General features: G+C 69.1%; 29 protein-coding genes and 1 pseudogene. 6 read left to right on the top strand and 24 right to left on the bottom strand.

Going from position 1 to position 26,850, the window contains the following annotated elements; all coding sequences use genetic code 11:
- Nucleotides 1–186: 186 nt before the first annotated feature.
- The 7 genes from AC3RX1_RS17110 to AC3RX1_RS17080 form a co-directional block, all read right to left on the bottom strand.
- Nucleotides 187–645: a hypothetical protein gene (locus AC3RX1_RS17110; protein WP_491502413.1), complete on the bottom strand. Its 459-nt coding sequence runs from the start codon at nucleotides 643–645 to the stop codon at nucleotides 187–189.
- A gap of 228 nt (nucleotides 646–873) precedes the next feature.
- Nucleotides 874–2,580, bottom strand: coding sequence for a type II secretion system F family protein (locus AC3RX1_RS17105; RefSeq protein ID WP_491502412.1), 1,707 nt, complete (start codon nucleotides 2,578–2,580; stop codon nucleotides 874–876).
- Nucleotides 2,577–3,719 carry a type IV pilus twitching motility protein PilT gene (locus AC3RX1_RS17100; RefSeq protein WP_491502411.1) on the bottom strand — a complete coding sequence of 381 codons (1,143 nt, stop codon included), beginning with the start codon at nucleotides 3,717–3,719 and terminating at the stop codon, nucleotides 2,577–2,579. The genes AC3RX1_RS17105 and AC3RX1_RS17100 overlap by 4 nt, the downstream gene beginning before the upstream one ends.
- The gene (locus AC3RX1_RS17095) at nucleotides 3,716–5,101 is read right to left on the bottom strand and encodes a GspE/PulE family protein (RefSeq protein WP_491502410.1); all 1,386 of its coding nucleotides are present in this window, start codon (nucleotides 5,099–5,101) and stop codon (nucleotides 3,716–3,718) included. Before AC3RX1_RS17095 ends, AC3RX1_RS17100 begins: the two co-directional genes overlap by 4 nt.
- Before the next feature lie 2 nt (nucleotides 5,102–5,103).
- Nucleotides 5,104–5,508, bottom strand: coding sequence for a hypothetical protein (locus tag AC3RX1_RS17090; RefSeq protein ID WP_491502409.1), 405 nt, complete (start codon nucleotides 5,506–5,508; stop codon nucleotides 5,104–5,106).
- Nucleotides 5,505–6,491, bottom strand: coding sequence for a ParB N-terminal domain-containing protein (locus AC3RX1_RS17085; protein WP_491502408.1), 987 nt, complete (start codon nucleotides 6,489–6,491; stop codon nucleotides 5,505–5,507). The genes AC3RX1_RS17090 and AC3RX1_RS17085 overlap by 4 nt, the downstream gene beginning before the upstream one ends.
- Nucleotides 6,488–7,258, bottom strand: a complete 771-nt coding sequence (locus AC3RX1_RS17080) for a hypothetical protein (protein WP_491502407.1) — start codon at nucleotides 7,256–7,258, stop codon at nucleotides 6,488–6,490. Before AC3RX1_RS17080 ends, AC3RX1_RS17085 begins: the two co-directional genes overlap by 4 nt.
- 108 nt (nucleotides 7,259–7,366) lie before the next feature.
- On the opposite strand from AC3RX1_RS17080, the gene AC3RX1_RS17075 reads away from it, so the two are divergent.
- The gene (locus AC3RX1_RS17075; protein ID WP_491502406.1) at nucleotides 7,367–8,740 is read left to right on the top strand and encodes a DUF7007 domain-containing protein; all 1,374 of its coding nucleotides are present in this window, start codon (nucleotides 7,367–7,369) and stop codon (nucleotides 8,738–8,740) included.
- Between the two features lie 515 nt (nucleotides 8,741–9,255).
- Here the strand turns inward: AC3RX1_RS17075 and AC3RX1_RS17070 are convergent.
- The 16 genes and pseudogenes from AC3RX1_RS17070 to AC3RX1_RS16995 form a co-directional block, all read right to left on the bottom strand.
- A pseudogene (locus tag AC3RX1_RS17070) lies at nucleotides 9,256–9,495 on the bottom strand (SprT-like domain-containing protein); the annotation flags it as partial.
- A 103-nt stretch (nucleotides 9,496–9,598) separates the two neighbouring features.
- Nucleotides 9,599–10,120 (bottom strand): YunG family protein, encoded by a 522-nt coding sequence (locus tag AC3RX1_RS17065; protein WP_498239668.1) that lies wholly within the window; start codon nucleotides 10,118–10,120, stop codon nucleotides 9,599–9,601.
- Between the two features lie 13 nt (nucleotides 10,121–10,133).
- Nucleotides 10,134–10,418: a glutaredoxin family protein gene (locus AC3RX1_RS17060; RefSeq protein WP_491502404.1), complete on the bottom strand. Its 285-nt coding sequence runs from the start codon at nucleotides 10,416–10,418 to the stop codon at nucleotides 10,134–10,136.
- 59 nt (nucleotides 10,419–10,477) lie between these two features.
- Nucleotides 10,478–11,254 carry a hypothetical protein gene (locus AC3RX1_RS17055; RefSeq protein WP_491502403.1) on the bottom strand — a complete coding sequence of 259 codons (777 nt, stop codon included), beginning with the start codon at nucleotides 11,252–11,254 and terminating at the stop codon, nucleotides 10,478–10,480.
- Nucleotides 11,251–12,057 (bottom strand): hypothetical protein, encoded by an 807-nt coding sequence (locus AC3RX1_RS17050; protein WP_491502402.1) that lies wholly within the window; start codon nucleotides 12,055–12,057, stop codon nucleotides 11,251–11,253. The genes AC3RX1_RS17055 and AC3RX1_RS17050 overlap by 4 nt, the downstream gene beginning before the upstream one ends.
- Nucleotides 12,058–12,079: 22 nt before the next feature.
- Nucleotides 12,080–12,775, bottom strand: coding sequence for a DsbA family protein (locus AC3RX1_RS17045; protein ID WP_491502401.1), 696 nt, complete (start codon nucleotides 12,773–12,775; stop codon nucleotides 12,080–12,082).
- Nucleotides 12,776–12,869: 94 nt separating this feature from the next.
- Entirely contained in the window at nucleotides 12,870–13,445 is a 576-nt protein-coding gene (locus tag AC3RX1_RS17040) for a hypothetical protein (protein WP_491502400.1), read from the bottom strand.
- Nucleotides 13,442–14,071, bottom strand: coding sequence for a hypothetical protein (locus AC3RX1_RS17035; RefSeq protein ID WP_491502399.1), 630 nt, complete (start codon nucleotides 14,069–14,071; stop codon nucleotides 13,442–13,444). The genes AC3RX1_RS17040 and AC3RX1_RS17035 overlap by 4 nt, the downstream gene beginning before the upstream one ends.
- A gap of 125 nt (nucleotides 14,072–14,196) precedes the next feature.
- Entirely contained in the window at nucleotides 14,197–14,532 is a 336-nt protein-coding gene (locus tag AC3RX1_RS17030; protein WP_491502398.1) for a hypothetical protein, read from the bottom strand.
- A 113-nt stretch (nucleotides 14,533–14,645) separates the two neighbouring features.
- Nucleotides 14,646–15,596 (bottom strand): hypothetical protein, encoded by a 951-nt coding sequence (locus AC3RX1_RS17025; protein WP_491502397.1) that lies wholly within the window; start codon nucleotides 15,594–15,596, stop codon nucleotides 14,646–14,648.
- Nucleotides 15,597–15,630: 34 nt separating this feature from the next.
- Nucleotides 15,631–15,996: a hypothetical protein gene (locus tag AC3RX1_RS17020; RefSeq protein ID WP_491502396.1), complete on the bottom strand. Its 366-nt coding sequence runs from the start codon at nucleotides 15,994–15,996 to the stop codon at nucleotides 15,631–15,633.
- Nucleotides 15,993–17,066, bottom strand: coding sequence for a DNA-processing protein DprA (gene dprA, locus AC3RX1_RS17015; RefSeq protein ID WP_491502395.1), 1,074 nt, complete (start codon nucleotides 17,064–17,066; stop codon nucleotides 15,993–15,995). The genes AC3RX1_RS17020 and dprA overlap by 4 nt, the downstream gene beginning before the upstream one ends.
- A 54-nt stretch (nucleotides 17,067–17,120) precedes the next feature.
- Nucleotides 17,121–17,798, bottom strand: a complete 678-nt coding sequence (locus AC3RX1_RS17010) for a hypothetical protein (protein WP_491502394.1) — start codon at nucleotides 17,796–17,798, stop codon at nucleotides 17,121–17,123.
- Nucleotides 17,795–18,649 carry a hypothetical protein gene (locus AC3RX1_RS17005; protein ID WP_491502393.1) on the bottom strand — a complete coding sequence of 285 codons (855 nt, stop codon included), beginning with the start codon at nucleotides 18,647–18,649 and terminating at the stop codon, nucleotides 17,795–17,797. The genes AC3RX1_RS17010 and AC3RX1_RS17005 overlap by 4 nt, the downstream gene beginning before the upstream one ends.
- Complete coding sequence (locus AC3RX1_RS17000; protein ID WP_491502392.1) at nucleotides 18,646–19,278, bottom strand: hypothetical protein; 633 nt, start codon at nucleotides 19,276–19,278, stop codon at nucleotides 18,646–18,648. Before AC3RX1_RS17000 ends, AC3RX1_RS17005 begins: the two co-directional genes overlap by 4 nt.
- 24 nt (nucleotides 19,279–19,302) lie before the next feature.
- Entirely contained in the window at nucleotides 19,303–20,367 is a 1,065-nt protein-coding gene (locus AC3RX1_RS16995) for a DNA-methyltransferase (protein ID WP_491502391.1), read from the bottom strand.
- Between the two features lie 588 nt (nucleotides 20,368–20,955).
- On the opposite strand from AC3RX1_RS16995, the gene AC3RX1_RS16990 reads away from it, so the two are divergent.
- From AC3RX1_RS16990 to AC3RX1_RS16970, 5 genes are all read left to right on the top strand, one after another.
- Nucleotides 20,956–22,596, top strand: a complete 1,641-nt coding sequence (locus tag AC3RX1_RS16990; RefSeq protein ID WP_491502390.1) for a RecB family exonuclease — start codon at nucleotides 20,956–20,958, stop codon at nucleotides 22,594–22,596.
- Between the two features lie 69 nt (nucleotides 22,597–22,665).
- Nucleotides 22,666–23,235, top strand: a complete 570-nt coding sequence (locus AC3RX1_RS16985) for a hypothetical protein (protein WP_491502389.1) — start codon at nucleotides 22,666–22,668, stop codon at nucleotides 23,233–23,235.
- A 70-nt stretch (nucleotides 23,236–23,305) separates the two neighbouring features.
- Nucleotides 23,306–24,154, top strand: a complete 849-nt coding sequence (locus tag AC3RX1_RS16980) for a hypothetical protein (RefSeq protein WP_491502388.1) — start codon at nucleotides 23,306–23,308, stop codon at nucleotides 24,152–24,154.
- A gap of 134 nt (nucleotides 24,155–24,288) precedes the next feature.
- A complete protein-coding gene (locus AC3RX1_RS16975; RefSeq protein ID WP_491502387.1) occupies nucleotides 24,289–25,167 on the top strand; it encodes a hypothetical protein in 879 nt (292 codons plus the stop codon).
- A gap of 96 nt (nucleotides 25,168–25,263) precedes the next feature.
- Nucleotides 25,264–25,758: a single-stranded DNA-binding protein gene (locus AC3RX1_RS16970; RefSeq protein WP_491502386.1), complete on the top strand. Its 495-nt coding sequence runs from the start codon at nucleotides 25,264–25,266 to the stop codon at nucleotides 25,756–25,758.
- A 61-nt stretch (nucleotides 25,759–25,819) separates the two neighbouring features.
- Here the strand turns inward: AC3RX1_RS16970 and AC3RX1_RS16965 are convergent, their stop codons facing one another.
- Nucleotides 25,820–26,767: a hypothetical protein gene (locus AC3RX1_RS16965; protein ID WP_491502385.1), complete on the bottom strand. Its 948-nt coding sequence runs from the start codon at nucleotides 26,765–26,767 to the stop codon at nucleotides 25,820–25,822.
- Nucleotides 26,768–26,850: the final 83 nt, after the last annotated feature.

Below are 26,850 nucleotides of genomic sequence, written 5' to 3'. Positions count from 1 at the left end.
GGTCAGCACGCCGATACCGGCAGTGATGATCCCGACGGCAACACCGCCGAGGATCAGGAACGGATTCGCAGACATCACAGACTCCTAAGTGGGGGTGCCGCATACCCTGCGAAGGGCGACGGGTCGCCACCGAACAGCGAGAGGGCCGAGCGCGATGCTCGGCCCTCTCGGGTTCGGGTGGTCGGGTCAGCTGGCCTCGACCGGGTCGGTCCAGGTGAGGCCGGCGTCCGTGACCACGGCGGTCGCGTCGGCCTTGGCCGTGTCGCCCTCGAACTTCTGGATCTTGCCGCCGTCCACGCGGACGAAGTAGTTGCCCGAGGCCGACTGAGCGACCACGGCGTACTTGTCCTTGCCGTTGTTCGGGACGGAGACCTTGACGCCGTTGGACTGCGTGAACTTCACGCCGGTGTTCGCGTCCTTGCCCGAGCCGTCGGTGTAGGCGCCGGTCTTGAGCTTGTCGAGGTCGGGGATCACGTGGCCGGCCGTGGTCAGTGCGGCCGACTCGGCGATCGTGACCTGCTCGATGTCGTTCTGGGCCGCCGAGTCCTGAGCGGAGTGGATCCAGCCGGGGACCTGGAGGACGCCGATGCCGGCGGTGATGATGCCGACGGCGACGCCACCGAGAACGAGGAAGGGGTTTGCCATGTGTCAGGCCTTTCAAGAATGTGCCTCACCGCTTGTGCGGTGAGGGGAGATCGGGTCTCCATAAGCACTAGGCGGGACACAAAACACACCTCTTTGAGGTGCGTTAGCTCGAATTGCTCGCGCGGCTGATATCCGAGATATACGCGGCACATGAAAGTGGGGCAGGACGGCCACCACTACCGTCCTGCCCCTATTCCCCGCGACCGCCCTACAGGCGTGGGGGAAGCGTCACCCGCCGTAACTCAGCGTCGAACCGAACATCTCGAGCGGCGGGACGGTGACCATAGTCACGACGACCACGAAGATCATCGACGAGATGCCTGTGACAAGCCCGACCACCCGTGCGATGCCCTGCTGTGCTGCGACCCCGGCCTCGCGGGCGTAGGTGGTCTCCAGCGACTTGAGCGTCTCGAGCGTCTGCCCGGAGCGCTGGCCGGCGCCGAGGATGTTCCGGGCAAGAGGGGGGAACATGTCCGAGTCGAGGAACTCCGCGAACGTCGTCTCACCGCGCAGCAGCCCGTCGGCGGTCGCCCGCAGATGCCGCTTCACCGCGCGGTTCGAGATCGCCCCGGCGGTGTCGATGAGCGCCTCACGTTCGCTGCCGCCCACCGAGAGGTACGCGTACAGGATGTTGAACATCTGGTGCGTGACGTTCGTCTGGATCATCTTGCCCATGAGCGGCGCGTGCAGCGCCCAGCGGTCCAACGCAACCCGCACGGGGATGCTCTTCCGTCCCTGGATGAACCACCAGGCGGTCGTCACGCCCACGGCAACCGCGAGGATCCCGAGCACCCAGATTGTGACGTCGCTCAGCACGAGGATCGCAGCGGACACCGGGGGCACATCCATGTCCAGCGAGTCGTACATGTCGATGAACGCGGGCATTACGAAGTAGGAGGTTCCGAACAGGGACGCGAGCGACAGGCTGCCGACGGAGATCGGCTCCATCAGCTCCCCGCGCAGCTTCCGCATGTTGTCGTCGCCGGCGTCCATCAGATCGACCGCGGTGCGCAGCGACGCGCCGGCGTTCACCGTCTTCGAGCCGACTCGGAGCATGTTGTGGACGACGTCGGGGAACAGCGTCTCGGGAGCGAACGCCTCCACAAGGGTCATGTTCTCCTCGACCATCCGGGTGAGGATGCGGTCGAACGAGTCGCCGATGAGGGTGCCCTCGAACTCCTCGGCCATCGCCCGGATGGGCTCGAGCTCGCCGGTGCTCGTCTCGAGGACGGTTGCAAGCGCGCGGACGGCGTTGGTCACATCGAGGGGCTTCGTCTTGTTCTGCCCCTGCCAGAACCCGGGCTTGCCGCCGTTCTTGCGGATCGCATCACGGCGCTTGGCGGCCTTCGCCTTGAACGCGGCGACCTTCTTGGCGCGGCGCTCGCGGGCGCGCCGGTCCTGCTCGATGACCCGCTCTTCTTCGGAGGCCTCGCGGTCGGCTTGCCGCTTGGCGGCCTTGGTCGCCTTCGCGTCCGCTGCCAGCTTCTTCTTCTGCGCGCGGTACTCGGCGAGCTCCTCCTTGCTCATCTCCCGGGTGTTGACCGCCTCCTCGCGCTGCGGGAGCTCGAAGTCCTTCGGGATGACGTTGCCCTCGCCGACGCCTGGCTGACGCTCGACGTAGGTGGTGTCGCCGCCTACCCATTCCTCCGCCTGCGGCTCCGCCTCGACGATGGGCTCGGAGTCCTCGACCACGTCCTCCGGCTGCTCGGCCTCTCCGGCTGCGGCGCCCGGGGTCTGGCCGAACAGGCCGAAGCCGCGTCGGCGGCGCGCGTCGGTGAGGTGCAGAGAACGCCACTCACGACGCGTCATGATCAGCCCATCGCGGTCGGCGGGGTCGATGTCCCGGCCGACGAAGATGATGTCCAGCTGCTCGGCCGCGGCGAGGTCCGCACCGTTCTCCGGCAGGTCGGCGAGCAGGTGGTCGCGCGGGCTCACAGGTCCGCCTCCGTTGCCAGTCGGTTCCGCAGCAGCTTCTGCCGGACCTCCTCCGGGGAGATGGCGTGCTTGACCGCAGTCTTCGGGGTGGTGAGACCCTGCTCGACGAGCTTGTACAGGTCATCGTCGCGGGAGAACGACCCGGCCTTGTCACGGGTACCCGACCCCTGGAGCGCGGCACGGAATGCGGGCGCGCCCTGTCGGTCGCGGAGCTTGGAGGCGATGATGTCGTCGATCGTCAGCATCTCGCGGACCGGGACCACCCGCCCGTCGGTTGACGGGATCAGCTTCTGGGCGACGACCGCGCGCATCGACACCGACATGCGCTGGGCGACCTCGTTCTGCTCGTCGGACGGGAACGCTCCGACGAACGTCGCGATCGCCTCCGGAACCGCCGAGGCGTGCGAGGTGGCGAGCACCAGGTGGCCTTCGCCGGCGGATTCGAGGGCCGCGCGCATGGTGACCGGGTCGCGGAGCTCACCGAGCAGGATGATGCCCGGCTTGGAGCGCTTGGCGGTCATGAGGCCCTGATGGAACGAGGAGGTGTCGGTGTACACCTCGCGCTGGGTCACCAGCGACTTCTTCGAGGTGTGCACGAACTCGATCGGGTCCTCGACCGTGTAGATGTGCCGGTGCTGGGTCACGTTCACCTCGTTGACGAGGGCCGCCAGCAGCGTCGACTTACCGGAGCCGGTAGGCCCCTCGACCAGGATCAGGCCATCGGTGCTGTCGAGCACCATCTGCACGAGCGACTCGGGAACCGGGTTCGACTGGAACCGGGGGCTGGACAGGGCCGGCGGGTTCTGGGGCAGGATGCGGACGTTCAGGGCGTACCCGCGCTGGTCCGAGCTGCCGCCGTACTGGCGGCGCCAGGTCATACGCAGGCGGACTCCGGCGATGTCCTGAGCCTTCTCCAGCGTGCCGGCCGCGCCGTGCGAGAGCTCCTTGGCGCCACCGCGGTGCTTCACGAGCGCCTCGCCCCACCCGAGCAGCTGCTCGTCGGTGATCGGGATGTCGGTGATCCGCTCGTTGCCGTTCTCGTGCACCCACACGAAACCGCCGCCGACGAACTGGATGTCGGATGCGTCCGGGTAGGTCTCACGCACGTGCGTGACGATTCTCTCCAGGTCCTGGGTCATGCCATTCCCTCGCGATCTGTGGTGGTGGTGACGGCCCGCGCGCGTGCCGCTGCTGAAGACCCTGCGGAGGGCTGGAGCAGCGGGGGCGGCGGTGGCAGCTGTCGGGCGCCGAGCTGGCCGGCGATCAGCGCCCGCTCGGAGGGCCGGGCGTCGGCGGGCGGGTCGTAGCGAACCTCGGGCTGAGGCTGCGCATCCTGCTCGTCCTCGGCTTCGTCCTCGGCTTCGGCCTCGGCCTCTGGTTCGGACTCGTCGGCGACCTCATCGTCCGGGTCCGCCAGGCCCAGCACCTTGTCGGCTTCCTCCTCGGTCGTCACGCCCTGCTCGATCAGCTCCAGCGCGTTCTCCCGGAGGGTCCGCATGCCGTTGGCCGCGGCCACCCGACGCAGTTCGCCGGCGGGGGCCCCCGCGACCAGCGCGCTGACGAGGTCGTCGTCCACGATCAGTACCTCGTGGATCGTCCGGACACCGTGGTAGCCCACGCCGTCGCAGTCCGGGCAGCCGCCGCCCAGGCACGACTCGCAGACCTTGCGGATGAGGCGCTGGGAGATAACCCCGCGCAGCTGGTTCCCGAGGGTGCGCGGGGGCGTGCCGCTGAGTTCCAGCAGCTGCTGGACGGCACCGACGGAGTCGTTCGCGTGGATGGACGAGATGACCCGGGCCCCGGCATTGCCGATCTCCAGGGCGGCGGACGCCTGCACACCGTCTCGGATCTCACCGATCAGCAGCACCTCGAGGTCAGACCGGCGCAGGCCTCGCAGCACCTCAGGCCATCCGTTGCCGGCCTCCACGTTGATCGGAATCTGCACGACCTCCCCGAGCGCCCGCTCCACCGGATCCTCGACGGTGAACACCGAGCGGTCTGCGCCGGCGAGCTCGCTCATCAGCGCGTACAGGGTCGTCGTCTTACCGGCACCCATGGGACCTGCCATCAGGATCAGCCCGTTCGCCATGCCGAGCAGTTTCTGCACGCGGCCGAGGTTGTGCGCGTTGAACCCGATCTGGTCGATCGTCGGGTGGTCGCCCACCGACGGCAGACGCAGGGCGATGGCCTCACCGGTGTGCGAGGGGAACACCGCGACACGGATGTCGAGGGTGCTCTGGCCGGACCGGTGCTCATACAGGCCGTCGCTGATCTTCTGCGCAGGCCCGGTGGCAACGCCCGACGCCGCCTTCACCCGGTTGACGATCTCCAGCGCCTGACGCCCTTCGAGGCGCGCGACCTCACGCATGGTGCGGGAGATACGGGCGCGGATCACGAGGGTCTGCTCGGCGCGCGCGAGGTTCAGCTGCACGTCCGTCCAGCCCTGGGCGACCGCATTGTCGAGCAGTGCTTCCAGCCAGGCGGTCGGGTGCAGGTCCGGGGTCAGCGGCTTCACTGCCATGCTCACGCCTCCTTGAGGAACGCGGGAATCGAGGCGGGGTCTGCCGCGTCCGGGGCTGCGGGACGGAACATGAGCAGTGCGCTCACCGCCTCCATGTCGTCGAGGAGAGCGGCGAGCCGTTCGTAGCCGGCGTGCTTCGCCAGCGGCCGCTCGCACGTCTGGCAGTCGATCGCCGCGCACGCCGAGCCGGTGAGGACCAGGTCGTGGCCTGCCTGCCGGCTGATCTCGACCATGGGACCCAGGACCGCCTCGAACAGGCCCTGGCCGTCGAGGCTCGTGGCTGCGGCGAGGAACTCGAAATCCTGCGGCAGCGGGCCGAGGTCGCCGGAGAGGTCGGGGTCGTCGTTCAGCACCGCGGCGATGTCGCAGATGCACCTGGCGAGGGGGCGGTCGATGTCGGGACTCATAGGAGATCTCCAGGTGTGGTGGTGAGGGCGGACTGGATCCGCTGGTGGAGCGTGTGCAGCTGGTCGGCGGCGCGACGCCAGTCCTCACGGACGTCGGCGCTGATGTTCTGGCTGGCGACAAGGTCTGCCAGTGCGTCCACCGCGTCGCTCGCGTCGGCGATCGCGCTCGTCAGGTGCTTCGGTCCGTCGGCTGCCAGCGCGTGCTGCCGTGCGAGGTCGGCAGTGCCGGCCCACGTGCGGCGCATCGCCTCGAGCTGCGTGGTCCTATGCGCCTCCCCCAGCCCGTCAAGCCACGAGGCCATCCGGGTCCGGGCGGCAGCAGTGGGGATGGTCGCAAGCTCCGGGTAACGGTCGATGGCCGCCTGCGACGCTCGCGCCTCCTCCACCTCCCGCAGAACCCGGCTCACCGGTGCGCCGTCGCGGTCGATCGCGGAAAGGCCGGAAACGGCGACCGCGCGCACAGCGATGGGAGCCGAGGCGTCCTGAGCGACGCTCACGATCTTGTCGACGCGGTCCATGGTCGCGCGGGACACGCCGGTCTCCGCGGTTGCGACCTCCGCCGCCCACTCGCGGCGGCGCTCGGCAAGCGGTGTGCCGTTGCGGTGCTGGCGGGGGCGCTCCCGCAGCTCGCGAAGCCTGCGGCGGGCCGCCGCCGCCTGCACCGGGGTGTACTGGGTGCGCACACCGTTCGCGGTCAGCTCGCCGCGCAGCCTCGACTCCTCCGCGGAGCGTTGCGGGTCGGAGCACTCGACGATGACCGGCACATCGGTCTCCCCGAGGCGCTCGAGTGCGGCCAACCGCTGCAGGCCGTCGACCAGCACGTTGTGCTCGTCCACGACGATCGGATAGATGAGGCCGAGTTCCCGGATGGAATCGACGAGCTCTGCGACGGCGGTCTCGTCGACCGGGCGGATGCGCTCGCCGATGGTGATGGCGGCGGCCGGCAGGATCTTGTGGGCGCGGGTGCGCACGTTCACGCTCATGTCTGGTCCCCTGCAAGGAGCCGGTCGAGCGCGCGGGAGATGTGTGGGAGCACGTACGGCGCGGGATGCCCGTCCGCCGTCAGCTGCACGATCCCCGGCAGGCCGCGCACGGTGCCGTAGACGATCGAGATGAGCCCCCGCCACTGCTCCTCGGAGAACGGGATGGGTGCTCGGTCTCGGGCAGCGAGAGCGCGGGCGATCGATGCCTCCCGGCTGCGCGCGCCGTCCGCGGTGTCGGCGAGCAGGTCGATCATCTGGACGCACTGGTCGGGGGCCATGCCGACCATCACGAACACCTGGGTCAGCACGTCGAGGGCGCTGCCCGAGTCGGCGTCCGGCGGAGGGCTGTCGGTGGCCGCTCTCCCGTCGAGGTCAGCCTCACGGTCGAGGATCAGGCCCGCGCTCTCGTGACCGGAGACTCGGGCGACGGTGATCCCCTTGGACGCGGCGTTCCGGTAGCCGGTCATCGTCTGCTCCGCGTGCTTCTCGCGACGCACGGTGTTGCGCACGGCGCTGAACGTGTACGCCCAGAGGTCGCAGGACCGGTCGAGGAGGATGCTGGCCGGCATCACCTGCCAGATCTCGTACGCGTGGGCGAGCACCTCATCGGCTGAGGTCTTCAGGTTCGCGGCGATCGACCGGAGCTTCGGTTTCATGCGCTGCAGCTCCCGAGCGACGCGCACCGGCTCCCATCCACGGCCGTTGATCCGGACGAATAGGAGCAGCGAACGGAGCGCCTCGGGCTCATACGGTTCGCTGGTCGCCATGGATCGCCTCTCGGTCTGCCCGTACCAAGGCCCTGTGGTGTGCGGTACGCCGGGTACCCTGCGGAAGGTCTGTGGCGAGGCGCGGCCTCGCCGCGTACATACGTGGGCATGACGAACATCAACGCAAGCGCGGCCGCCGCCCGAGAGTCCGCCCGCACGCACACCGGTCAGTTCGGGCATCAGGAGCACTCCGCCCCCGATGTCGCCCTCGCTCTTGGCGGATCCAGCGTCGACGGATGCGCGCGCTGTGAGGCGCCAGCGACCGGCGATGACGTCCTGTGTGACCGGCACACCAGCCGGTGGGGGCGGGTGAACGTGGCGGTGGGCTCACGCACGCCGTGGGGCACCGCCGACCACGTGGAGCATGTGGCACCCGGGATCGTGATCGCCGACACGCCGAGCCACGGCGGCGTGAAGCTGTCCCCGGAGCGGAATCGCGTGATCCCCGCCGCGTACCGGAACGGCTCGGGGTGGTACGAGGAGGACTGCGAGGTGAACGTGGTCGTCCGCTACCTCACCGAGGAGTGGCTGTCGCAGCCTCACCTCGCCGGGCGCGACGTCGAGCAGGTGCGGGCAGACGCCGACGAATCGCTGAAGCGCTGGTTCCCCGACCAGTGGGAGCAGGCTAACGGCCGACAGCTTCAGCCAGGCGAGTCCCGCAAGAAGGACGAGCAGGAATGGGCGCGCACACATGCGACCGACCCGGTCGTCAGAAGCGCGAGCCGCGCCGAGTCCGACCCGGACATGGTGGTCGTGACGGCGCAGATCGGTGGCGACCGGTCCACTCAGGCGGACTACCTCGTGCCGAGCGCCGAGTACGACACCCGGATGGGGGACTCGGAGCTCGGACAGGCTCACCGGTTCGTGGTGGACCCGAGCCGGCACCCGAAGCTTCCACCGCGGCCGGAGCAGAAGCCCGAGCGGGCGGCGCGGATCCGCATCGGTGAGGACCGGCTGAGTGGCTCGGCGCTGTCCCAGGCGTACATCGACGGGGCGATCACGGCGACCGCGCGTGACCGGATCGCGAAGGACCTCGGTCAGCGGTGGCGGCGGGCGGACGGCTCGGTCGAGTCGATGTACGCGATCCTGACCGAGGGCGGTGTCACCGGGAAGACCGCGTACGCGGAGGGTACCAGCATGAGCTACGCCGTCCTGCAGCGTGACGACGAGCACGGCGGAGACTTCTCGCTGAAGGTCTCCAAGGCCACCTGGGACTTCCTGGACGAGGTCCCGGACAGCCGGAGCGAGGCGCAGGTCGCTCAGCAGACGGCGTACACCTACCAGGAGCGGATCGACCGCAAGTGGGGCGGTGCCACGCCCAAGGAGCGGGAGCGCTCGCTGCACCTGTACGCGGAGGCGCGGCGGCTGCGCGAGCAGGAGGAAGCGGAGCGTGCGGCGCGCGAGGGCACGCCCGAGGAGCGCGAGGCGGCACGGAAGGCAGCACAGGGCGCGCGCGAGCGCGCGGCGACGATCAGCGCGTGAACCAGAGCGACCCGGGAGTGTCCCCACACTCCCGGGCCGCCGTCTTTAGGCCGGACGCACCATCTCGAAGGGGACGTTGCACCGGCCAAGCCCATCGACAGTCGCCGCATATCGCGTCCGGTTGACCTTGTGGACGACGAGGGTGCGTCCCTTGTGCGCGCCTGAGGTGATGACGCCGGCGTCGCCCGCGCGGGCATGGCGGGCGCCGCCATCGTGTGTGCGGCGGCCGTCTGCTCTCGGACCGCAGCCTCCTGGGCGAGCGCCGGTGACTTCGAGGTGGCGGGGACAAGCAGCGGGAACGGCACGTACATGCTGCCGACGCCCTCGACCTGCGCGGTGTAGCGGGTCCGGTTCACCTTCGTGACCTGTGCCCGACGTCCCCCGTACTTGCCGCCACCGGTCAGGATGCCGGTCTCCCCCACCCGGAGGCGCCGTGCCGCGGCACCCGCAGAAGGGAGCGCGGCAGTGTTGCGCTGGGCGTCCACGTGGGGGTTCCGCGCCAGTCGCTTGCCGGTGTAGCCGATGGAGCGGGCCATCGCCATCCACACGGGTCCGTGACCGTGACCGGTGCCGACGAGCGCATGGGCGATCTCGTGCAGCAGGACCTGGCGGACCTCGTCCTCGGTGGCCGCGCCGACCATGTGGCGGCTCATGCTGATGCGCTTCACGGTGTAGCGGCACAGGCCAAGCCGACGCTGTGCGTTGTCGAAGGCGAACGTCCACCCGGTCCCGGTGAGCTCGTACTCGTCCAGCATCTGGGTGGCGAGTCGCTGCGCGTCGTCGAGGTTCATGCTCTCGTTATGCGCAGTGCGGCCCGGTGGACAGTCCACCGGGCCGCACTCATGCACTTGGAGCCGGCTACTCGGCCGCCTCCTCCTCGTTCGCCTGGGCAAGCACACGCTCTGCCGCCGCGAAGAAGTTGTCGGCCTCATCGTCGTCCTCGTCGGAGTCTTGAGCGTCGATGTCCTCGATGGCGCCGTCGAGGTCGCTGCCCGCGATCTCGTCCTCTTCCTGCTCATCGGCCAGTGCGCTGTGGAGCGCCGCGGTGAGCTGCTCGTAGCCGGAGCCCGCGACGTACTCCACGTACTGGCGGGCGACCGCTGAGACCGGACCCTGCACCTCGCCGGGGGCGACGGCGCCGCGGCACAGGTCCACGTCCTGACCGTCGTCGAGGCGGTTCCAGAAGTGGGCGGCGCCGCCGAAGGTCGAGTGCAGCAGCTCGCCGCCGAACAGCTCCTGGACGATCAGCGCGGTCGCCGCGGACTGCTCGGCACGCACGTCGAAGTCGGAGAACTCGGGGTCTGCCCACGCCGAGCTGATGATGCCGTACGCGCGGTGGAAGAGGGGGCCGGGGACAAGGGGTTCGGTCACGGTTGCCATGCCGGTCTATGCGTCAGGCCGCCACGCTCACGCGCGGCAGCTCCGGCATCTTCTCGTCCAGCGTGTTCGGGTCGAACCCGTTGACGTGCGTGCCGTCCGGGAAGATGACCAGCGGCATCTGCGACTTGCCGGCCGATCGCAGGGCGTCCACGGTTTCGGGGTCCAGAGTCTCCGCCTTGATCGTCACGTAGTCCACGCCGTTGGCGTCGAGCCGGCGGTAGGTGGCGGTGCACTGCACGCAGGATGCGGGGCTGACGACGGTGACCTTGTCGGGGTTGGTGGGGATGGGGAGCGACATGAGTGTCCTTTCCATGGGTCGAGAAGCGCCGCCGGATGGCGGTGCCTGGGTGTCCCCGCTCAGGCGGGGCGGGCGTATGGTGCGGGAGATCCCGCGCCGTGGATGGCGTAGGTGAACAGGAAGTCGCGACGTGCCGACTGGGCAGGCGTGACGTTGTCGAAGGCACGGAGCTCGTCCCAGAGGGCGGCGGCGCGGCTCCCGTCGGCGGTGTCGCCGTAGCCCACCCCTGCGTATGCGTCGGGATCCGCGGCGAGCTCGGCGAGGGCGAGCATTGTGAACCGTGGGGCTGAGCACTGCCCGTGCTGCAGGAGGTCCTCAGCGATCAGCGCGGCCTGGTCCGGGTCGATCTCCTCGACGCCGGTGCGGCGTTCGAGGTCGGCGTCCAGGCCCCGCAGGCGGCCGGTGTCGCGGGTGTCGCCCTCGTACCTGCTCATGCCGCGCAGGTAAGCGAACTGCATCGCGGTGCGCATGAGCGGTCCGTCCATCTCCAGCGCGCTCTCCACCTCATCGGCTACCGAGTCGGGCAGCGGGCGGTACTCACGGTTCGGCTGCCGGGACCGGGCGACGGCGGCGCTGCCCTGGAGGGCGGCATCGAGGGTCGGGCGGCGAAGCTTGCCGGCGGCCACGAACTCCTCGAACTGGGCGTCGTCCCCGAACGCCTCCGTGAACATCCTGTCGGCCCACCGCGAGGCGGCCGCACGGTGCTTGCCCGCGCTCTGCGCGCTTGCTGTCGGGATGGTGACGTCGGGCGCGCTGTGCTCCTGCTGGCCGAAACGTCCGTCGCGCGTGCGCGCACTCTCACGCGCCACCTCTGCGGTACCGCCGATCGCGGTCACCGCGCACCCCCGAGGAGGACACGGTCAGCGTCGGACGTGAGCAGATCAAACTGCTCATCGGTCAGTCGCTCGCTCTTGTCGGCCCGGTCCTGCATCGTGTACGCGAGCTTTGCGACCAGCGCGTTCTTGATCACGTGGTTCGCGGGACGGTTCCCGGGGGCGGTCCTCGGCAGTCGCTCGGCGAGGGCTGCATCCACGCGGCGCACAGCGCGGTCAACGGCCATGTCCCGGGAGAAGCCCTCTGTCACGCGGTCGTATAGGTCACCGGCGCGGTCGTCGGCGTCCCCGTACGCTGGATCCTCGACAAGGGACGCCCACGCTTCACCCAGCTCGGTGACGCCCTCATCCGTGAGGCGGGCGACCGCCTCGATGTACTCCTGTGCGGCGTTCGCGGCGTCCTTGGCCAGACGGTGGTCCGTGTCATCCCAGTCGAGGTCACGCTCGATGTTGCGGCGGGCTGCGTACCAGACGGCGCGCTCGTCATCGTCGTCGATGTCGCTGAGGTCGGCGCCGCTCCGGGACTCGGAGTAGCGACGTTCGAGCTGGATGTCGTCGCCTGCGATCGTGCGCACCCGGGCGGGGATCGCCGCACCGTCGGGCTGGCGGAACAGGACGCCGACGCCGGGTTCCAGATCGAACGGCTCGGCCGACCGCATGAACCCGGCCAGGTCGCCCCACTCGTCGAGGTCATCGACGGTCCGGAGGCCGATCTCAGGCTCGGTGCGAGAGTGAGATCCGAAGCGGCCGTCGGAGGCGCGTGCAGCCTCGCGGGCCGACTCTGCTGTTGCGCTGATCGTGGTCATGTCGAGTATGTACGCGGCTCGCTCACCCGGCTGCGCCGATGCGGCTCACGAGGTCAGCGTCCACGTCGCCGGTGATCGACACGTACTCGCCGTCCACCACGAGGGTCGGGGTCTGCTGGCCGCCAGTGGTCGGATTCGTCGGCAGCTGCGACGTGGTGTGGCGCACGAACCGGTCGTACGGCCGGTCGTTCAGGCAGTCCGAGACGTCGGCGCCGGTGGATTCGCCGGCGATGTCCGCGATCCGCTTGTCGTCGAGGCCCGGCGTCCCCTCCTCTGGCTGCTCGGCGAACATCTGAGTGATGAACGGCAGGACGCCCTCGCCCTTCTGGTCAGCGACGCAGTAGGCCGCCGTGGCCGCACGGGTGGAGAACTCGGTGCCTTTGGAGAGGTGATCGAGGGTGGCGACAGGGTGGATGTTCAGCGTGATCGTCCCGTTGGTCACGGCGTCTTGGAGGGCCGGTCCGTAGGCGGTCTCGAACTGGCCGCAGAACGGGCACATGAAATCGACGTAGGTGTCCACGGTCGTCTTGCCGGTCCCGATGCTGATCGCTCCGGTCTCCGCGTTCACAACGTCTGCAGTCGGCACGGTGCCCGGGCCGGACGCCTCCGTGTTGATCGCGACGACCCCGATCACCAGGCCGATGCCGGCGACGGACGCGGCAACGGCCGTCCAGATCGCGAACCAGTTCCGTTTGCGGGGCTGCGTGCGCTTCGACATGGGGAGGTCCTCTCTTGCGTGCAGGACTGCGCGCCGGAGGCCCTATGCGTGGTCCACCTTGAGCCGCGCTGAGCTGCTCAGTGCGCCGAGCGGCTCAGTGGTCTGAGCAGCCGCAGCAGTCCAAGCACTCGGTGTGGATGTTCGGGCACGCGATCTCGTCCATGTCCGGTGTGCCGCACACCCGGCAGGTAACCTGCTTCTCGCCGAGCTCGTCCATGTACTCGTCTAGGCGCTCTGCAGCGCGGGTCGCCTGGTCGTGCAGGTGCCGGCGCTGGGCCGGCGTCATCGAGCGGATCTCGTCACCGCCCATGCCATTCACATCGGACAGGCTGTGCTCGTTCAGCGCACCGGGGCGGGGTGTGTCCCGCCACCGTTCCGCATGGATGCCGGCCTTGATCAGCCCCGCGATCTGCTCAGGGTTCGGTGAGTAGGCAGCGAAGTTCAGTCCGGACTCCTCCATCACCGCGATCGCCCGGCCGAGGTCCGCGTCGGTCCTCAGCTCCTTCTTGAAGACGCGCCGGAGACCCGTCGGGTCGGATGTCGCACCAGACCGGCGGCCCGCGGCGGGGATCGCGACGTCGGGCTCGGAGTGAGCCTGCGCTCCGAAGCGTCCGTCGGATGCTCGCGAGGTCTCCCGCGCGGCCGCGGCGCGTGAACTGATCCCTGTCACAGCAGCCCTCCGTCATGTTCGAGGGGCAACCGTGTCTCGCGGTGGACCGCCACGATGATCCGCCGGCCCTCGTTGGAGACGGGGACGGTTGCCGTGCGGTCGCCGTCGAAGGTCAGACGCTCGGCGATCGCAACTGTGCCCTGGGCCCGTGCCCACGCCACCTCCTCGTCGCTGTACCAGCCGGCGTGCTCGACGATGTGGCCGACGTTCACGATGTCGCCCGGGCGCAGGTCCTCGGCCGCGCGGAGCTCGCCGGCGAAGCCGGTCAGTCGGGCTGCGCGGCGGGCGAGCTCGGCGCGTGCGGCGATCACCTCGAGGTTCTCGGGTGCGCGAGGAGCGGTGGGGTCGTCCTGTTCCGGGTCGAATGCGGGGAGCGATTCGAGCGCGTCGAAGACGTCGTCCACAGACGGGTCGGGGTTGCTGAAGTCGAACTCGTCGATCAGGGAGTTGTCGTACGAGGTGGCCAGGGCGCCGGCTCGGACCATGCGATCGTGCTGCTCGATCTTGCTCTCGAAGGTCGCGTTGAGGCAGATGTCCGGCTCGGTGTGCGCCTGTTCAGCGAAGCGGCCGTCGCTCGCACGTGCGGCCTCGCGTGCGGTCTCTGCGATAGGACTGATGATCGTCATACCGCAGATGTACGCGGCGGGCCACGGTCGGCTGCGTCGGGCGGCAGCGGCTCGGGGCAGGTGTGCTCGCACACCGGGTGGCCCATCGATACCGGTGGCCGGCTACGGCCAACGGCGGGTTGCGGTTACCCCAGGCCCCAGTTGAACTCCATGGAGTACACGCCCGGTCGGCGAGCGTCCGCGGTCGGGTAGTCGAGGATCTCGGCCTCCGCCGAGGGAGCGTCTCCGTCGATCAGGTCACCGGCGTCGCCAACAGGAACGCTGGTCTGCGCGTCGCTCGCGTCGATCGGGAGCGCGACGACCACGAACCCCTGTGCATCGGGGTCCTCACCGAGCACCTCCAGCGTCGCACCGGACGGGACGATCGCGACGTACGGGACACCGGCCGCGGGCGGCTCACCACCAAGCTCTCCGTGGTACATCTGGACCTCGAGCGGTTCGGTGAGACGGAAGAGCTGCATGGACCTACGCTATCCCTCGGCGCCGACATCCGAGCGGCGTCAATCGTCGTCAGCGGCGTACGCGACAAGCTGGCCGGTCGCCTGGTCCAGCACATACACATGATCGGTGGCGCTCATCGCATCCTCTTCAGCTTCTTCTGGGCCTTGACGATCGCCTCTGCGCGCACATCGTCTGCGGGCAGGCCCTTCTTTGCGGCGAGGGCGTCGATGAGCTTGCGTTCCCATTCCCGCATCTCGTCGACGAAGTCGGGGCTGCTGTGCCGGTAGGCCGGGTCCACCTCTGTGTACAGGAGGGCGTCCACGAGCTCCCGCTCCGCGGTCACCATCGTGCGCGCCTCGTGGTACCTGTGGCGCAGCGGAGTTCCGTCGGGGTTCGTGATGGCCTTCGCTTCACGCTCGGCGGCCTTCCGTGCCCGCTCCGCCTCGCGTGCGGCGCGCGTGTCCGCCGCCTCCCGCTCGTCGGGGGTGAGGAGGGTGGATCGGCGGCCGAGGACCTCCACGGGAGCTGACGGGAAGCACACAGTGCAGCACCGGTCGGCGGCAGCTTCCACCATCTCACTCTCGTTCGCCCCGGAGAACTCGGTCATCCACGCGAACCGCGTCATCTTGCCCTCGCGGTTGCAGGTCGAGCACGACATGGTGTTGTGCAGGTGCCCGCCGGACACGAGGAACGCGCGGGACCAGCCGCCGCGGCGCCGGAACTCGTCCTCGAACGGCCGCATCTGCTGGCCGATCGCTTCCGCCTCGGCGTCGAACGTCTCCGCCTGGGCGTCGTAGCTGTCCGCGCTCTCGGTGTAGTGCCGTCGGTCGTAGTCGCTCACAGCTCGGGAGAGCCGGGTGCGGTAGCGCTCCGCGAGGGCACGGGCCGAATCCGCCTGCAGCATCATCCTCAGCTGCTGGCCGTACAGCTCCGCGAGCTGATCGTCGATCCGAGGCGGCGTCTGCGCGGGGAGGTCCGTTGTACCCAGTGTGATCTCCGGCTGGCTCTGGTGCTTTCCGGCGAACTGGCCGCCCCCGACCCCCGCGCCCTTGTGGACGTTGCCGGCCTGGTCGATGGTCCCCATCTGGTCCTCCCCCGTCGGTGTCCCCTATGCGCGGTCAGTCGGCGTTGCGCAGCGCGCGTCGCGCGAATGCTTCATCGTCGATCGACTCGACGGCGACGAACTCGAGGCTGTCGGTGTTGTCGATGTCGCCGCGGAACGCGCCGGCGACATGCAGCAGGTCGGGGTCGTAGTCGTCGTCGTAGTCCCCGGAGAACTGAGCGGCGGCCTGCTCGATCGCCTCGTCGATGGACGTGGCCTCCACGAGCCGGACCTCGTGGTCGTCACCTTCGACCGCCCACACGAGGCTCTCCTGATCGTGCGGCACTGGATCGCCGAGCGAGACGACGGGCGCGGAACGCTCCTTTTGTGCGAAGCGCCCGCCCTGCTCACGCGGGTGGTCGCTCTCGTCGAAGTCGCTCATGCTGCGCCCCTCAGGTCGTCGAGGTCAGCCACGTCCGTCACGATGGTCGCGCCTTCCTTGATCAGCCGGTGCGCGCCGGTGGACGCCGCGCTCGTGATGGGTCCGGGGACCGCAGCGACGTGCCGGCCGAGCTCCTTGGCGTTGTGTGCGGTGCTCAAGGATCCTGAGCGGGCACCTGCCTCCACGACGATCGTTGCGCCGGTTGCTGCCGCGATCAGCCGGTTGCGGGCGAGGAACCGCCACTTGGTCGGGGTGCTGCCCGGTGCGACTTCGGAGACGACGGCGCCTGACTGCGCCACCCGGCCGAGCAGGTCGCTGTGGCCCGCGGGGTACGGGCGGTCCGCGCCGCTGGCGAGGAACGCGACCGTCTTGCCGCCAGAGAGCAGCGTGTTCCGGTGCGCGGCACCGTCGATGCCGAATGACCCGCCGGAAACGACCGTGCGGCCGGTGCTGGCCGCGTGGTCTGCGAGGTATCCAGCCGTGGCCTCACCGTAGCCGGTTGCGGCGCGCGCTCCGACGATGCTCACCCCAGCGCTCATCGTCTTCAGCACCTCCGGGTCACCCTTCACCCAGAGAGTGAGCGGCGCCCGGTCACCGAGGTCGTCGAACTGCGGAGGAATGCCACCTTCCGCGCCGGTGTGCACCGTGATCCTGTGCTCAGCGGCGAGCCGGAAGGCGCGGGCGGTCTCTGCGTCGCTGTGGCGGGCGCGCCACCGCTGGAGCGCCGCAGCCGGGATGCCGAGCGTGCCGGTCGTGCTCTTGTCCTGGACCGCACCGAGTACCGCCTCGGCCCCGTGGGCGCGGATCGCCCGGCCGAGGTCCTCATCGGCCGGCTCTGCCACGATGCCGAGGACCGTCCGCGCGTACGCGTCGCGCGCCGTCTCCTCGTCCGCGGTGTCGGCGGCCGGCCACACGCTGAGGAACGCCTCGCTCGGTTCGATCTCAGGCCGGCCGGACGCGGCCGGGATGTGTACCTCAGGCTCAGAATGAGCCTGAGGTCCGAAGCGTCCGTCGGTGGCGCGTGAGCTCTCGCGTGCTGTCTCGGCCTGCGCGCTGATGTTCGTGGTCATGGTGAAGATGTACGCGGCGTCAGAGTGCGGCGAGCGACGCTCTCGCTCCGGAGGTCACCTCGGGTCGGTGGACAGGGTGATGCCGTCCGCGCGGCCGTGCATCCGGAACCTCGCCCCCTCGGCGATCGACTGGTAGCCGCGGGAGGTTTCGTCCGGATAGAAGTCAACGGTGGAACCTGCCTCGGCCCGTACGCCGATCTTCGTGTGGTCGCGGACGATGACCGTGGCTTCTGCGCCTTCCGCCACGTTGATGCCGTAACCGCTGCCCGCCGTCACGATGACCGCACGGCCCGAGACGATGCGCATGGTGGGGCACCCGCTGCGCACGCGGATGATGATCGGTCGCCCGTCGCGGGGACCGGTCACCTCAAGCTCCCCGATGCCCGCTGCCGGCGGCACCGAGTCCCAGCTGAGGGTGACCATCCGCACAGCGCCGTCGAGGTCGCCGCGTCGGTTGCGGAGCGCCTTGCGGGTCGCCGCGACACCGACAGGTGCGATCTCCGTGACGCTCCGGGCCTTCACGATCTCGTCCGCGAGCACCTCGTAGCCGGACAGCTGCGCGTCCGGGTCCCCGACATTGCGCGGGTCGCGCTCGCGCGGTAGAGCCGAGGCGTCCCCGCCGGGGACGACGAGGCGTACATCGGGCGAGGTCCGAGCCTGATGCCCGAACCGACCGTCGGTGGCCCGTGCGCCTTCGCGGGAAGCGACGGCTGCGTCGCTGATAAGGGTCACTGGTCGTCCTCCTGGTCGTGGCGGGCGTCGATGCGCCGGCGGATCTCGGCGCCGACGTACGGGCTGCCGTAGGTTCCCGGGTCGGTCTCATTGCGGAACTTCGCGTACGCGCCGTACGCCGCCTCGATGATCATGAGGTTCGACGCGCGGGCTGCGGGAACGGGCACGCGGAGCTCGATGTCCGCGTACTCCCAGGACTCCGGGACATCGAGCTCCGCGTTGAACCACTCGCGGTACACATCCCGGACGATGGCCTCGTTCTCGTCAAGCTCCTCCTCGGTGAACTGGTCGTCCCACAGGAGGTTCTCGTGGACCGCGACATCGACGTTGAGGACCGAGTGGTCGTCGTAGTCGAGGGCGGCATCCACCATGTAAGGTCCGTCGCCGGGCGAGGCTTCGAGCGTCTGGCGGACCTCGTCGAGGTCGATGCGCTCCTCGGGATCGGCGAGCACGATGAGATCGTCATGGTGCCAGGTGATGGCGTCGTCGGCGAGGCTGATGTTCCGCTTGTCCATGTCGTCGAGCACCATGTAGTCGCCGTGCCGCTCTGCGACCAGGAGCTTGCCGGCGGGTGGGAGCGGGATGTCGCTGCCCGAATCGGAGCCATCAACCTCGGTGCGCAGCACCCAGTGCGCGCCGTCCGCCGGCGTCGCCCCGAGCATCAGGTCCGAGATCGGTGCCCGGTCCCCCGGCTCGCGGGTTGCGTGGACCTTGCCGTCCACGAGCACCGTGATCCGGGTGTTCTCGACCGTCGGGATCTGCTGGCCGAGCGCGACGTCGGGTGCGCTGCGCCGGGTCTCGGCGAACCGCCCGTCCTGCTCGCGCGGGTGCAGTGTGTCGAAATCAGTCATCCCTCGAACCCTTCCTCGTCGAGTACCGCGGCGATCGCGGTGGCGTGCCAGCCGTAGCGCAGGTAGCGCCCGGATTCGCTGTCCTCGATGTGCTGCATGACGTTCGCGGTGTACACACCGCCGTCGCGGTCCACGTCGTGCGAGGACAGGTGGGAGAACGTCAGCTGCCCGCGATCGAACGCAACCTTGACCTCTGCGCCGGCGGCCGCGGTCACACGTTCGCGCAGGCGCTGGACCAGCGCCTGCGCGTCGGGGCCCGCGGTGTCGGCGGCTGCCACGAACTCCTGTCCGATGTCGCCCCCGTCCACCTCGTAGGTGGCGGTCAGCATGTCGCCTGTGCGTGCGAGGGTCAGCATGTCGTCGTCCCACGGTTCGCCGGCCACGCCGAGCTGCTCCTCGCTGACGCTGAGGCTCACCCGTGCGCCGTCCTCGAGGTGGACCCAGAGGTTCCGGCGGTCTCCCCCGACGGGCGACTCCACGATGTAGCCGCCGCCCTCGATCTCGCCCGACCGTACGTTCGCGGGCGGGAAGGCGATGTCGGGAGCGCTGCGCTCCTGATGCCCGAACCTGCCATCGGCGGCGCGTGCGGCCTCGCGGGCCAGGTCTGCCTGTGCGCTGATGATCGTCATGTTCTCGATGTACGCGGCGCCCGCTCAGGCAGCCGTCGGCACAAACTCGCGGTAGCCGCGGATGTCATTGGCGCGTGCCCGGATGATGTCGGCGAACGCGGCGTCGCGCTCGAACACGATCGCCTCCCGTCCCATGTTCTCGGCGGCGACCATCGTCGAGCCGGAACCGCCGAACAGGTCGAGAACCGTCTGGCCGGGGAGGGTCGCGATACCCACGAGCCATTCCATGACCGAGACGGGCTTGACAGTCAGATGCGCCTTGCCGTTGACCATCACACGCTCCGCCTGCGGCGTGCGCCCGGTGTGGTAGAACGACCGGAAGTAGCGGGACTTGCCTGAGTGCAGCGCGTCGTAGGCGCCAGCCGCGCAGTCGGGCACGCAGGGCCCGTCGGGCTCACACCCCGGCTGGTGGATGAACACCTGGTTGTGGGGGTAGCGGCCGCCGGCGTGGGGCTTGGAGCGTTCGCTCCCCTTGCGGTCGTAGAACATCACGTGCTCGGGCTTCGGGGTGCCGGGGATCCGGGACAGGTCCTCATCGGTCGGGGTGTACGCGTCGCTGAAGTTCAGCATCCCCGTGCCGTGCTTGCGGAGGTTCTCCAGGCGCCCGAGCCCCTCCTCGAACGGCCGGCGGGCGACGACGATGGGCTCGAAGGACGGCTTGAACATGGTGTGGCAGTCGGCGAACCGCTCGGCGTTGTCGTTCTCGCCGCGGCGGGCGAACTCCCGGGCGATGTCGGTGTCCACGAGCTTCTTGTCAGCGCGGGTCCATGCGAGGACGGTCTCCTCGATGACGAACCCGGCCTGGTGCAGCGCGTACTTCAGCAGGTAGTCCGTGCGGCTGGCCCCGAACGCGAGCACGAGTCCTCCGGGCTTCACGACGCGGATCACCTGTCGCCAGAACGAGACGTCGAAGGCGATGTTGTCGTCCTCCCGGTCCCACCGCTGGCCCGAGATGCGCCCGATGTCCAAGCCGTACGGCGGGTCGGTGACCACAGCGTGAACGGAGGAGCTCGGGACGGCGCGGATGAGGTCTGCGGCGTTGCCCTGGGCGATCAGCGGGGCAGGCGCGATGAAGGAGGAGGTGTTCATGGAGAGGATGTACGCGGCGTCGCCACGGCGGTGATCGCCGCCGTGACTCCGGAGTTCGCGCGCGCCGCTCAGCGGCACAGCCTGAGGCAGAGAGACCCTGCTGCCAGCTCGGGGCGCGAGCCGGCGGAGCCGCTGTTCGGGTGCCTCGTGCGAGCGCCTGGCAGACCTCCCACGAGGCACCGAGGTGGGAAATCCCAGTTCAGAGGTGAAAACTCTCAGAATCGGCGGCGTTGCGTGCCAGCCGTGCCAGGCTCATGCCAGGCCGGAAAACGCTCAAAAGCCCAGGTCAGAGAAGAAAAGCGATGCGCGTGCCAGAAAACCGCGTGCGGTAGTAGGTATCCATATAGAGAGAGGGAGAGACAGGGCCCCTCTTCTACTACTTACTTACTTCTTCTCTTCTGGAAGACTATAACTAACTAGGCATCCTGGCACGGCCCGGCTCTTCCCCAGTCGAGAGTAGGTCAAAGTGCCTCTCGAATATCCCGGCATCGGCCTGGTACCCCCTGGCAGATGCCAGGCTGGCCCGGTACGACGGTCAGTTTCGCGGCTCGCGGCGTCGAACCGGAGCACCCCGCGCATAGACGGTGCATGTCTGCCGAGATGTTGCCGAGTACCGGCGCCGACCCCAAGAACAAGCCGCGCTCGAAGTCGAACATCGTCACCGCCGACGACGTCCGGCAGTCGCTGAACGGACTCGTGTGGGAGGGGCGGAACCTCCGCGTGCTCGACGCGTCCCGGGTCGACCGCATCCGCCGCAAGCAGATGTCGGCGTCCGCAGCCAACAGCGTCAAGAAGTGCCTCGCCTCGTTCGCTGCCGAGTCGGCGATGCCCCGCCAGGAGGATCCGACGAGCAACGCTCACCTCGGGACCGGCGCCCACGAGGTGCTCGAAATCACCTACGACATGCCGCCGGCAGAACGCACCCGCGAGTTCATCCAGAACACCGTGCCGACAGTCGCCGAGAAGATGCTGGCGCCGTGGTCCGGCCGCCGCGGTGTCGGGGCTCTGCGCCGTGACTGGACCGAGAAGGTCTCCGAGTGGGCGTTGTCGATCTACAACCTCGAGGAGCCCACCGAGGTAGACGTCTACCAGACTGAGCTGGACATCCAGAACCTCGTGCTCCCCAACGGAGTGCCCTTTCGCGGGTACATCGACCGGGTCACCCGCAACCAGAGCGGCCAGCTGGAGATCGAGGACTACAAGTTCGGCGACAAGGCCAAGGGCCCGTCGAAGATGTTCGGCGACGACTACGGCGACCAGGTGCGCCTGTACTACGTCGCCGGATCCCTGATGCTCCCCGAGGCCCCGGTTGCCGGCCGCCTCCTGCACCCGCGTCAGGGCAAGCGCCGCGACATCGACCTGTCCGACGGGCCGGTGCGCCAGACCCTTCGGGAGTTCCGCGTCGCGTTCGACCAGATGAACGTCGCCTCCGACACCGGGATCTTCCCCACCCGACCCGGGAACCTCTGCGGCTGGTGCCCCGTCGCAAACACGTGCCCGGTCGCCCAGATCAAGAGCGCGAACGCGCGCAACAACTCCCGCACGAAGCTGCTGAGCGCCGAAGAGCTCCGAATGACGATGGACCGCCGCGCGGCCTCAATGCTCATCGAGCGCACTGAAACTCTCAACCGCATCGGCGCTGCCGAATCCGACGACTACGAGCCGATCCCTGTGCCTCGCCACGTGCGGGACGCCGCCAACGCGGAGGCACCGCGCATAACACCGCTGGACGACCGCACGGAGTCCGACGACATCGTCGCTCACACGAAGGAGAACACGAAAATGCCGCAGTTCGCCCAGTACCCCACGAACAAGTGGGCCGCGATAGCGACCACCGGGCTCGCGTCGTTCGCCGCCACCCACCTCGACATCTTCGGTCAGGAGCTGAACCCGGCGAACATCCGCGCGCTCACGAACACCCTCGCGGTGATTGTCGAGCGCGCCTGCCGCGACGTGTTCGGGGTGTTCGACTGGTCGCACGACGCCGCCAGCCGCATGACCTACGCCGTCGAGTCGGCACTGAAGTCCCGGCCTGCCCCGTTCGGGGAGGACGCCGAGGTGTGGGCCGACTGGGCCCGCCGCGTCCAGGGCCTTGCCAGCACCACAATCCGCGCCGGCATCGCCATCGCGAACGAGGACCCCCACCTCGACCCGAACGCCGATCAGTGGACGGACCTCGTCGGCCGGACCCACTCGCCGGCCGCGGAACTCGAACCTGCAGGCGCGTGAGGCAGTTCACGCATAGAGGATGTGCGGCACCGACCGGCGCCGCACCAACGGATGAAGGATACGGAACCAATGACTGAAAGCCTCTCGGAGCAGACGAAGGACCAGGCGATCATCGCCGCGGCGACCATCGCGGGCCCCGGCGCGACCGACTCGGACGTGCTCACCCAGCTGCGCCGCATCGCGGGCTTCCTCGCCTCCGGCTCGCCGCTGCGCTACGAGTTCGAGGCCGCCGAGAAGGCGTCCGAGGACATCGAGAACACCAAGACGTTCCTCTCGACGATCACCGGCGTCGACCGCGAGGTGACCTCCAACCGGGGCATCATCTACTCGACCGGCCTGCCGAGCGAGCGCAACAAGGACGGCCGCGAGCTCGTCCGCTCCGCCCGTCTGGAGGATCAGGCCGCCCGCGACCTGATGAACCTCGGCAAGTCGCTCATCGGCCACAAGGTGCGGTTCACCGTCGACATCATCAAGCTCCCGAGCGGAGACAAGATGCGTCAGGTCCGCCACATTGCAGACCAGGGCGTCGACAACGAGTACGAGGCCGCGCTTGAGCGGTTCCAGCCGAACAAGGGCCTCGTCAAGGACAAGGAGCGCCGCCTCGCGTCGCTCGGCGCGAAGGCTCCCGCCAAGGCGTGACCCTCCCCCGCAGCTCTCAGCGGCCCGCCAGGGATGGCGGGCCGCTGAGGCGTACCACCAGGAGGTCTGGGTGCACGACAGCCGGCCGCTGAACTACGCGCTCGCCACGCTTGAGGCCGCCTACGAGCAGCACGCCGAGGCGCGGATCGACCCGGAGTACCTGCGGACCTCCAACAACGGTGGGCAGGTCATCGTGACCGACATGTTCACGCTCCGCTCATACTGCTGGTGCGACGGCCTGTTGCCCGGCCACGAGAACGGCTGTCCACCCAATTTCACCTGCCCAGCCTTCGACATCGAGGTCGACTGGTACAAGCACGCGGGCCTCGGCATGACCGCCTCGCGCGAGATCACCGCAAGCGAGGTCATCGACATGACGGAGCGGTGCCGCCAGTCCATCCTGCGGCTGCCCGCCGGGCGCCGGGTGCTGATCACCGGGAGCCGGATGTGGGGAGCGGATCTCACCGACCGGTGGAACGTCGTGCCCGACTGGGCGACGCTGCCGAGCGTTCACCGTGACGTCATGGTCGCCGCCCTCCGCGACGCCCGCTCACGGGCCGCAGGCGCCCACATGACGATCGTCCACGGTGGCGCACGAGGCGCAGACACCCTCGCCAGCCTCCTCGCCGGCAAGTCGGACGGCGCCCACGCCGAGATGTGGCCAGCGGAATGGAACATGGAGGACCCCCGCGACCCGTACGACCGCGAGCGGGCGCTGTCCAACATGTTCGTCCGCCGGGGCACCCCGGGGTTCACCTACGTCAACTCCGCCGGCCACCGGCGAAACGCCGCCATGGGAGAGTCCGGCGTCGTGGAGTGCCTCGCGTTCTTCGCCGAGGGCGAGGCGAACAGGGGAACGCAGGGCATGGCCGACTACGCCCGGAAGAAGGGCATCCCCGTCTACGAGTACCGCGCGTGACCGCGTCACGTACTGCGCGGGGCCCGTTCGCCACGCGGGCATCGGGCGCTTCCCGAGCACCGCGAGTCGGTCCGCCCGAGGGCCGACGAGCAGTGAGTGGCGGGCGCCGCCACGAGCCCGCGCATAACAGGTCCATGCAGCAGCCTTACTACGCGTTCATCGACCTGGAGTCTCCGGGCGTCGAACCCGATGACCGCATCTTCGAGATCGCCGTCATCCTGACCGATGCGGGCTACGAGGAGATCGCGCGGTTCGAGACGATCATCCAGCCGACCAAGGCCAGCATCCGCCAGCTCGAGGACGACCCGACGGTCCTCGCCATGCACATGCGGTCGGGCCTGTACGCGGAGCTGACCGGTAAGCGTGCGCTGCGCTTCGGCTTCCCCTCGATGCCGGAGGCCGAGTCGCAGATCCTGGACCTCGTCGACCGGCACATCCCGGCCGACGCACCGCTTGTGATCTCCGGCAGCGGGGTCGCCCGATACGACCACAAGGCCATCGACACCCAGATGCCGACCCTCGGCGCGCGCCTGGCGTACTGGGAGAACGACCCGTCCTCTCAGCGGCGCCGGTACGAGCTGGTCACCGGCTCCCCCATCGTCCCGCCAAAGCCGGAGAAGACCCACCGTGCGATGGCCGACATCGAGGACGACATCCGCTACCTGAAAGCGTTCGACGAGGTCTATCGCACCAGCCAGCTGTCCCCCCTGGTCGGTGAGGACGCCGGCGAGCGGCTGCTGACCGGGATCGCCCTCACCGAGCTCAACAGCCAGTTCGACGCGTTCGCGTTCGACGACGAGGGAACTCTCTGCGCGACGCACGACGTCGCCGACTCAATCCGGCACCTCATCCGGGGAACCAACACGTTCTCCGCGGTCGCCGGACTCATGGATGTGGCATCGCGTCTTGCCGCCGACCTCGCTGAGGCCCGCGGCGTGAATGTCGGTGACCTACTGCACACTGTGCGCCAGGAAGTCCTGAACACCCACTCTCGCGAGGGACTTGACGCATAGAGGAGATGTCCGGCACCGCCGGATCCCCACGGCGCCGACCGGCGTCGCGGGAATTGCCGCCCGAAAGGGCACCGGAAGAAAGATACGGAACGAATCATGGCTGGCGAAACGATCATCACCGTCGTGGGAAACCTGACCGCGGACCCGGAGCTGCGCTACACGCAGGCCGGCCTCCCCGTGGCCAACCTCACCATCGCGTCCACCCCTCGCTCGTTCGACCGTCAGGCGAACGAGTGGAAGGACGGAGAGGCACTGTTCCTGCGCGCGTCGGTGTGGCGTGAGTTCGCGGAGCACGTGGCCGGTTCGCTGCAGAAGGGCCAGCGCGTCATCGCGACCGGCGCCCTGAAGCAGCGCTCCTACCAGGACCGCGAGGGCAACAACCGCACCGCCATCGAGCTGGAGATCGACGAGATCGGTCCGTCGCTGCGCTACGGCACCGCGACGTTCACCCGCTCGGCGAGCAAGGGTCAGGGTCAGGCTCCGGCCGCGACCTCGGCACCCGCCCCGGCTGCGGCCCAGGAGACGGCTGCGGCCGCTCCCGCCCCGGCCACCGCGGCTCCGGCCCCGGTGGACGACGACGTCAACTTCTGACCGTCAACGACAGGACCCCTGGTGCACGAGCACCAGGGGTCCTGTCGTATATGCCGCCGTCTTAGATCCGTTCGAGCTCCCGGGTAAGCAGGGCGTTGCGCTGCGCGAGCGTCTGGGGCGCGTCGTGCCGGCTGCGGCAACGGTGACCGGCGTCTGACTGGTAGTAGGAGCCGCACTCCTCGTGGAAGTCGACGGCGAAGTGCGGGGCGCGCTTCTTCACGAGCCGGTTGTACGCGGCGCCGGGGCTACTCGCGTTCACGACCTCGTCGTAGGTGTCGCGATCGACGTGGTAGCCGTACGCACGGCCGTTCATCGTGAGCACCATCTGCTCGTCGTGCTCGTTGTACCCGCCGCTGAGCCACGAGCTGTTCGCGAGCTGGCGGACGGTGACGCCGGCGGACGCGAGACGCTGGCGCCGGCGGGCGAGGATGTCGGTGGTCTGGGGCAGCGCCTTCATCGGCCGGCGCGACTCGAGGACCGCCTGCACGGACTCGCAGACGTAGCCCAGCTGCGGCTCGCGCATGTTCACGCCGGACACCGACCAGCGGCCCGGGCCGTTGCGAGTGACACGGACGTACCCGGTGACCGGCCCGTGCGGCGTGGCAGCCTCCACGGGCACGTCGAACGTCGTGCCGGCGGTGCCTGCGAACTTGCGCACGGCGTTCGCCGACGGCATCCGCAGGGCGGTCTGTGCGCCCTGGTAGGTCTTCAGGTGCGCGCCGTCCTGGCTCATTCGCACGTACCCGTGCTCGACGTTCTCCGCAAGGTCGGCCACGTTCGCCCACCAGGATCCTGCCGGCACCCGCTTGTAGGGGTTCCCGATCTGCGGCGCGGAGGCGAAGGTGAAGCCGAGCTCGCGCAGGTGCAGGCGACGCGCGGCGAGCCGGCCAGCGAGGCCCTCTCCGGGCACGCCCACCGTCTCGAGGGTCACCTCGGGCTGTGAGTACAGCTTGTGGTGGAACTGTCCGCTGCGAGTGCGGGTCCACTCGCTCTCAACGAAACCGGTCATACGTTCTATGTACGCGGCGAGCGGCGGCAGGCGCCGCTCGTGGTTCGTCGCCCGTGAGCGGACGACTCACCGCACCACGGGGC

The organism is Microbacterium altimontanum, from assembly GCF_058349865.2.
The sequence above is the reverse complement of the archived record's forward strand: the minus strand, read 5'-3'. Positions and strand labels throughout refer to the sequence as shown.

Coding starts and splice junctions, on each gene's coding strand:
- AC3RX1_RS17090 (WP_491502409.1), bottom strand. CDS start 5,508: ATGAGTCCCGACATCGACCGCCCCCTCGCCAGGTGCATCTGCGACATC.
- AC3RX1_RS16990 (WP_491502390.1), top strand. CDS start 20,956: ATGTCTGCCGAGATGTTGCCGAGTACCGGCGCCGACCCCAAGAACAAG.
- AC3RX1_RS17100 (WP_491502411.1), bottom strand. CDS start 3,719: ATGACCCAGGACCTGGAGAGAATCGTCACGCACGTGCGTGAGACCTAC.
- AC3RX1_RS17095 (WP_491502410.1), bottom strand. CDS start 5,101: ATGGCAGTGAAGCCGCTGACCCCGGACCTGCACCCGACCGCCTGGCTG.
- AC3RX1_RS17050 (WP_491502402.1), bottom strand. CDS start 12,057: ATGACCACGATCAGCGCAACAGCAGAGTCGGCCCGCGAGGCTGCACGC.
- AC3RX1_RS17085 (WP_491502408.1), bottom strand. CDS start 6,491: ATGAGCGTGAACGTGCGCACCCGCGCCCACAAGATCCTGCCGGCCGCC.
- AC3RX1_RS17035 (WP_491502399.1), bottom strand. CDS start 14,071: ATGACGATCATCAGTCCTATCGCAGAGACCGCACGCGAGGCCGCACGT.
- dprA (WP_491502395.1), bottom strand. CDS start 17,066: ATGACCACGAACATCAGCGCGCAGGCCGAGACAGCACGCGAGAGCTCA.
- AC3RX1_RS17080 (WP_491502407.1), bottom strand. CDS start 7,258: ATGGCGACCAGCGAACCGTATGAGCCCGAGGCGCTCCGTTCGCTGCTC.
- AC3RX1_RS16995 (WP_491502391.1), bottom strand. CDS start 20,367: ATGAACACCTCCTCCTTCATCGCGCCTGCCCCGCTGATCGCCCAGGGC.
- AC3RX1_RS17025 (WP_491502397.1), bottom strand. CDS start 15,596: ATGGGGACCATCGACCAGGCCGGCAACGTCCACAAGGGCGCGGGGGTC.
- AC3RX1_RS17045 (WP_491502401.1), bottom strand. CDS start 12,775: ATGTCGAAGCGCACGCAGCCCCGCAAACGGAACTGGTTCGCGATCTGG.
- AC3RX1_RS17060 (WP_491502404.1), bottom strand. CDS start 10,418: ATGTCGCTCCCCATCCCCACCAACCCCGACAAGGTCACCGTCGTCAGC.
- AC3RX1_RS16975 (WP_491502387.1), top strand. CDS start 24,289: ATGCAGCAGCCTTACTACGCGTTCATCGACCTGGAGTCTCCGGGCGTC.
- AC3RX1_RS17020 (WP_491502396.1), bottom strand. CDS start 15,996: ATGAGCGACTTCGACGAGAGCGACCACCCGCGTGAGCAGGGCGGGCGC.
- AC3RX1_RS17075 (WP_491502406.1), top strand. CDS start 7,367: ATGACGAACATCAACGCAAGCGCGGCCGCCGCCCGAGAGTCCGCCCGC.
- AC3RX1_RS17065 (WP_498239668.1), bottom strand. CDS start 10,120: ATGGCAACCGTGACCGAACCCCTTGTCCCCGGCCCCCTCTTCCACCGC.
- AC3RX1_RS17110 (WP_491502413.1), bottom strand. CDS start 645: ATGGCAAACCCCTTCCTCGTTCTCGGTGGCGTCGCCGTCGGCATCATC.
- AC3RX1_RS16970 (WP_491502386.1), top strand. CDS start 25,264: ATGGCTGGCGAAACGATCATCACCGTCGTGGGAAACCTGACCGCGGAC.
- AC3RX1_RS16985 (WP_491502389.1), top strand. CDS start 22,666: ATGACTGAAAGCCTCTCGGAGCAGACGAAGGACCAGGCGATCATCGCC.
- AC3RX1_RS16965 (WP_491502385.1), bottom strand. CDS start 26,767: ATGACCGGTTTCGTTGAGAGCGAGTGGACCCGCACTCGCAGCGGACAG.
- AC3RX1_RS17000 (WP_491502392.1), bottom strand. CDS start 19,278: ATGACGATCATCAGCGCACAGGCAGACCTGGCCCGCGAGGCCGCACGC.
- AC3RX1_RS17005 (WP_491502393.1), bottom strand. CDS start 18,649: ATGACTGATTTCGACACACTGCACCCGCGCGAGCAGGACGGGCGGTTC.
- AC3RX1_RS17030 (WP_491502398.1), bottom strand. CDS start 14,532: ATGCAGCTCTTCCGTCTCACCGAACCGCTCGAGGTCCAGATGTACCAC.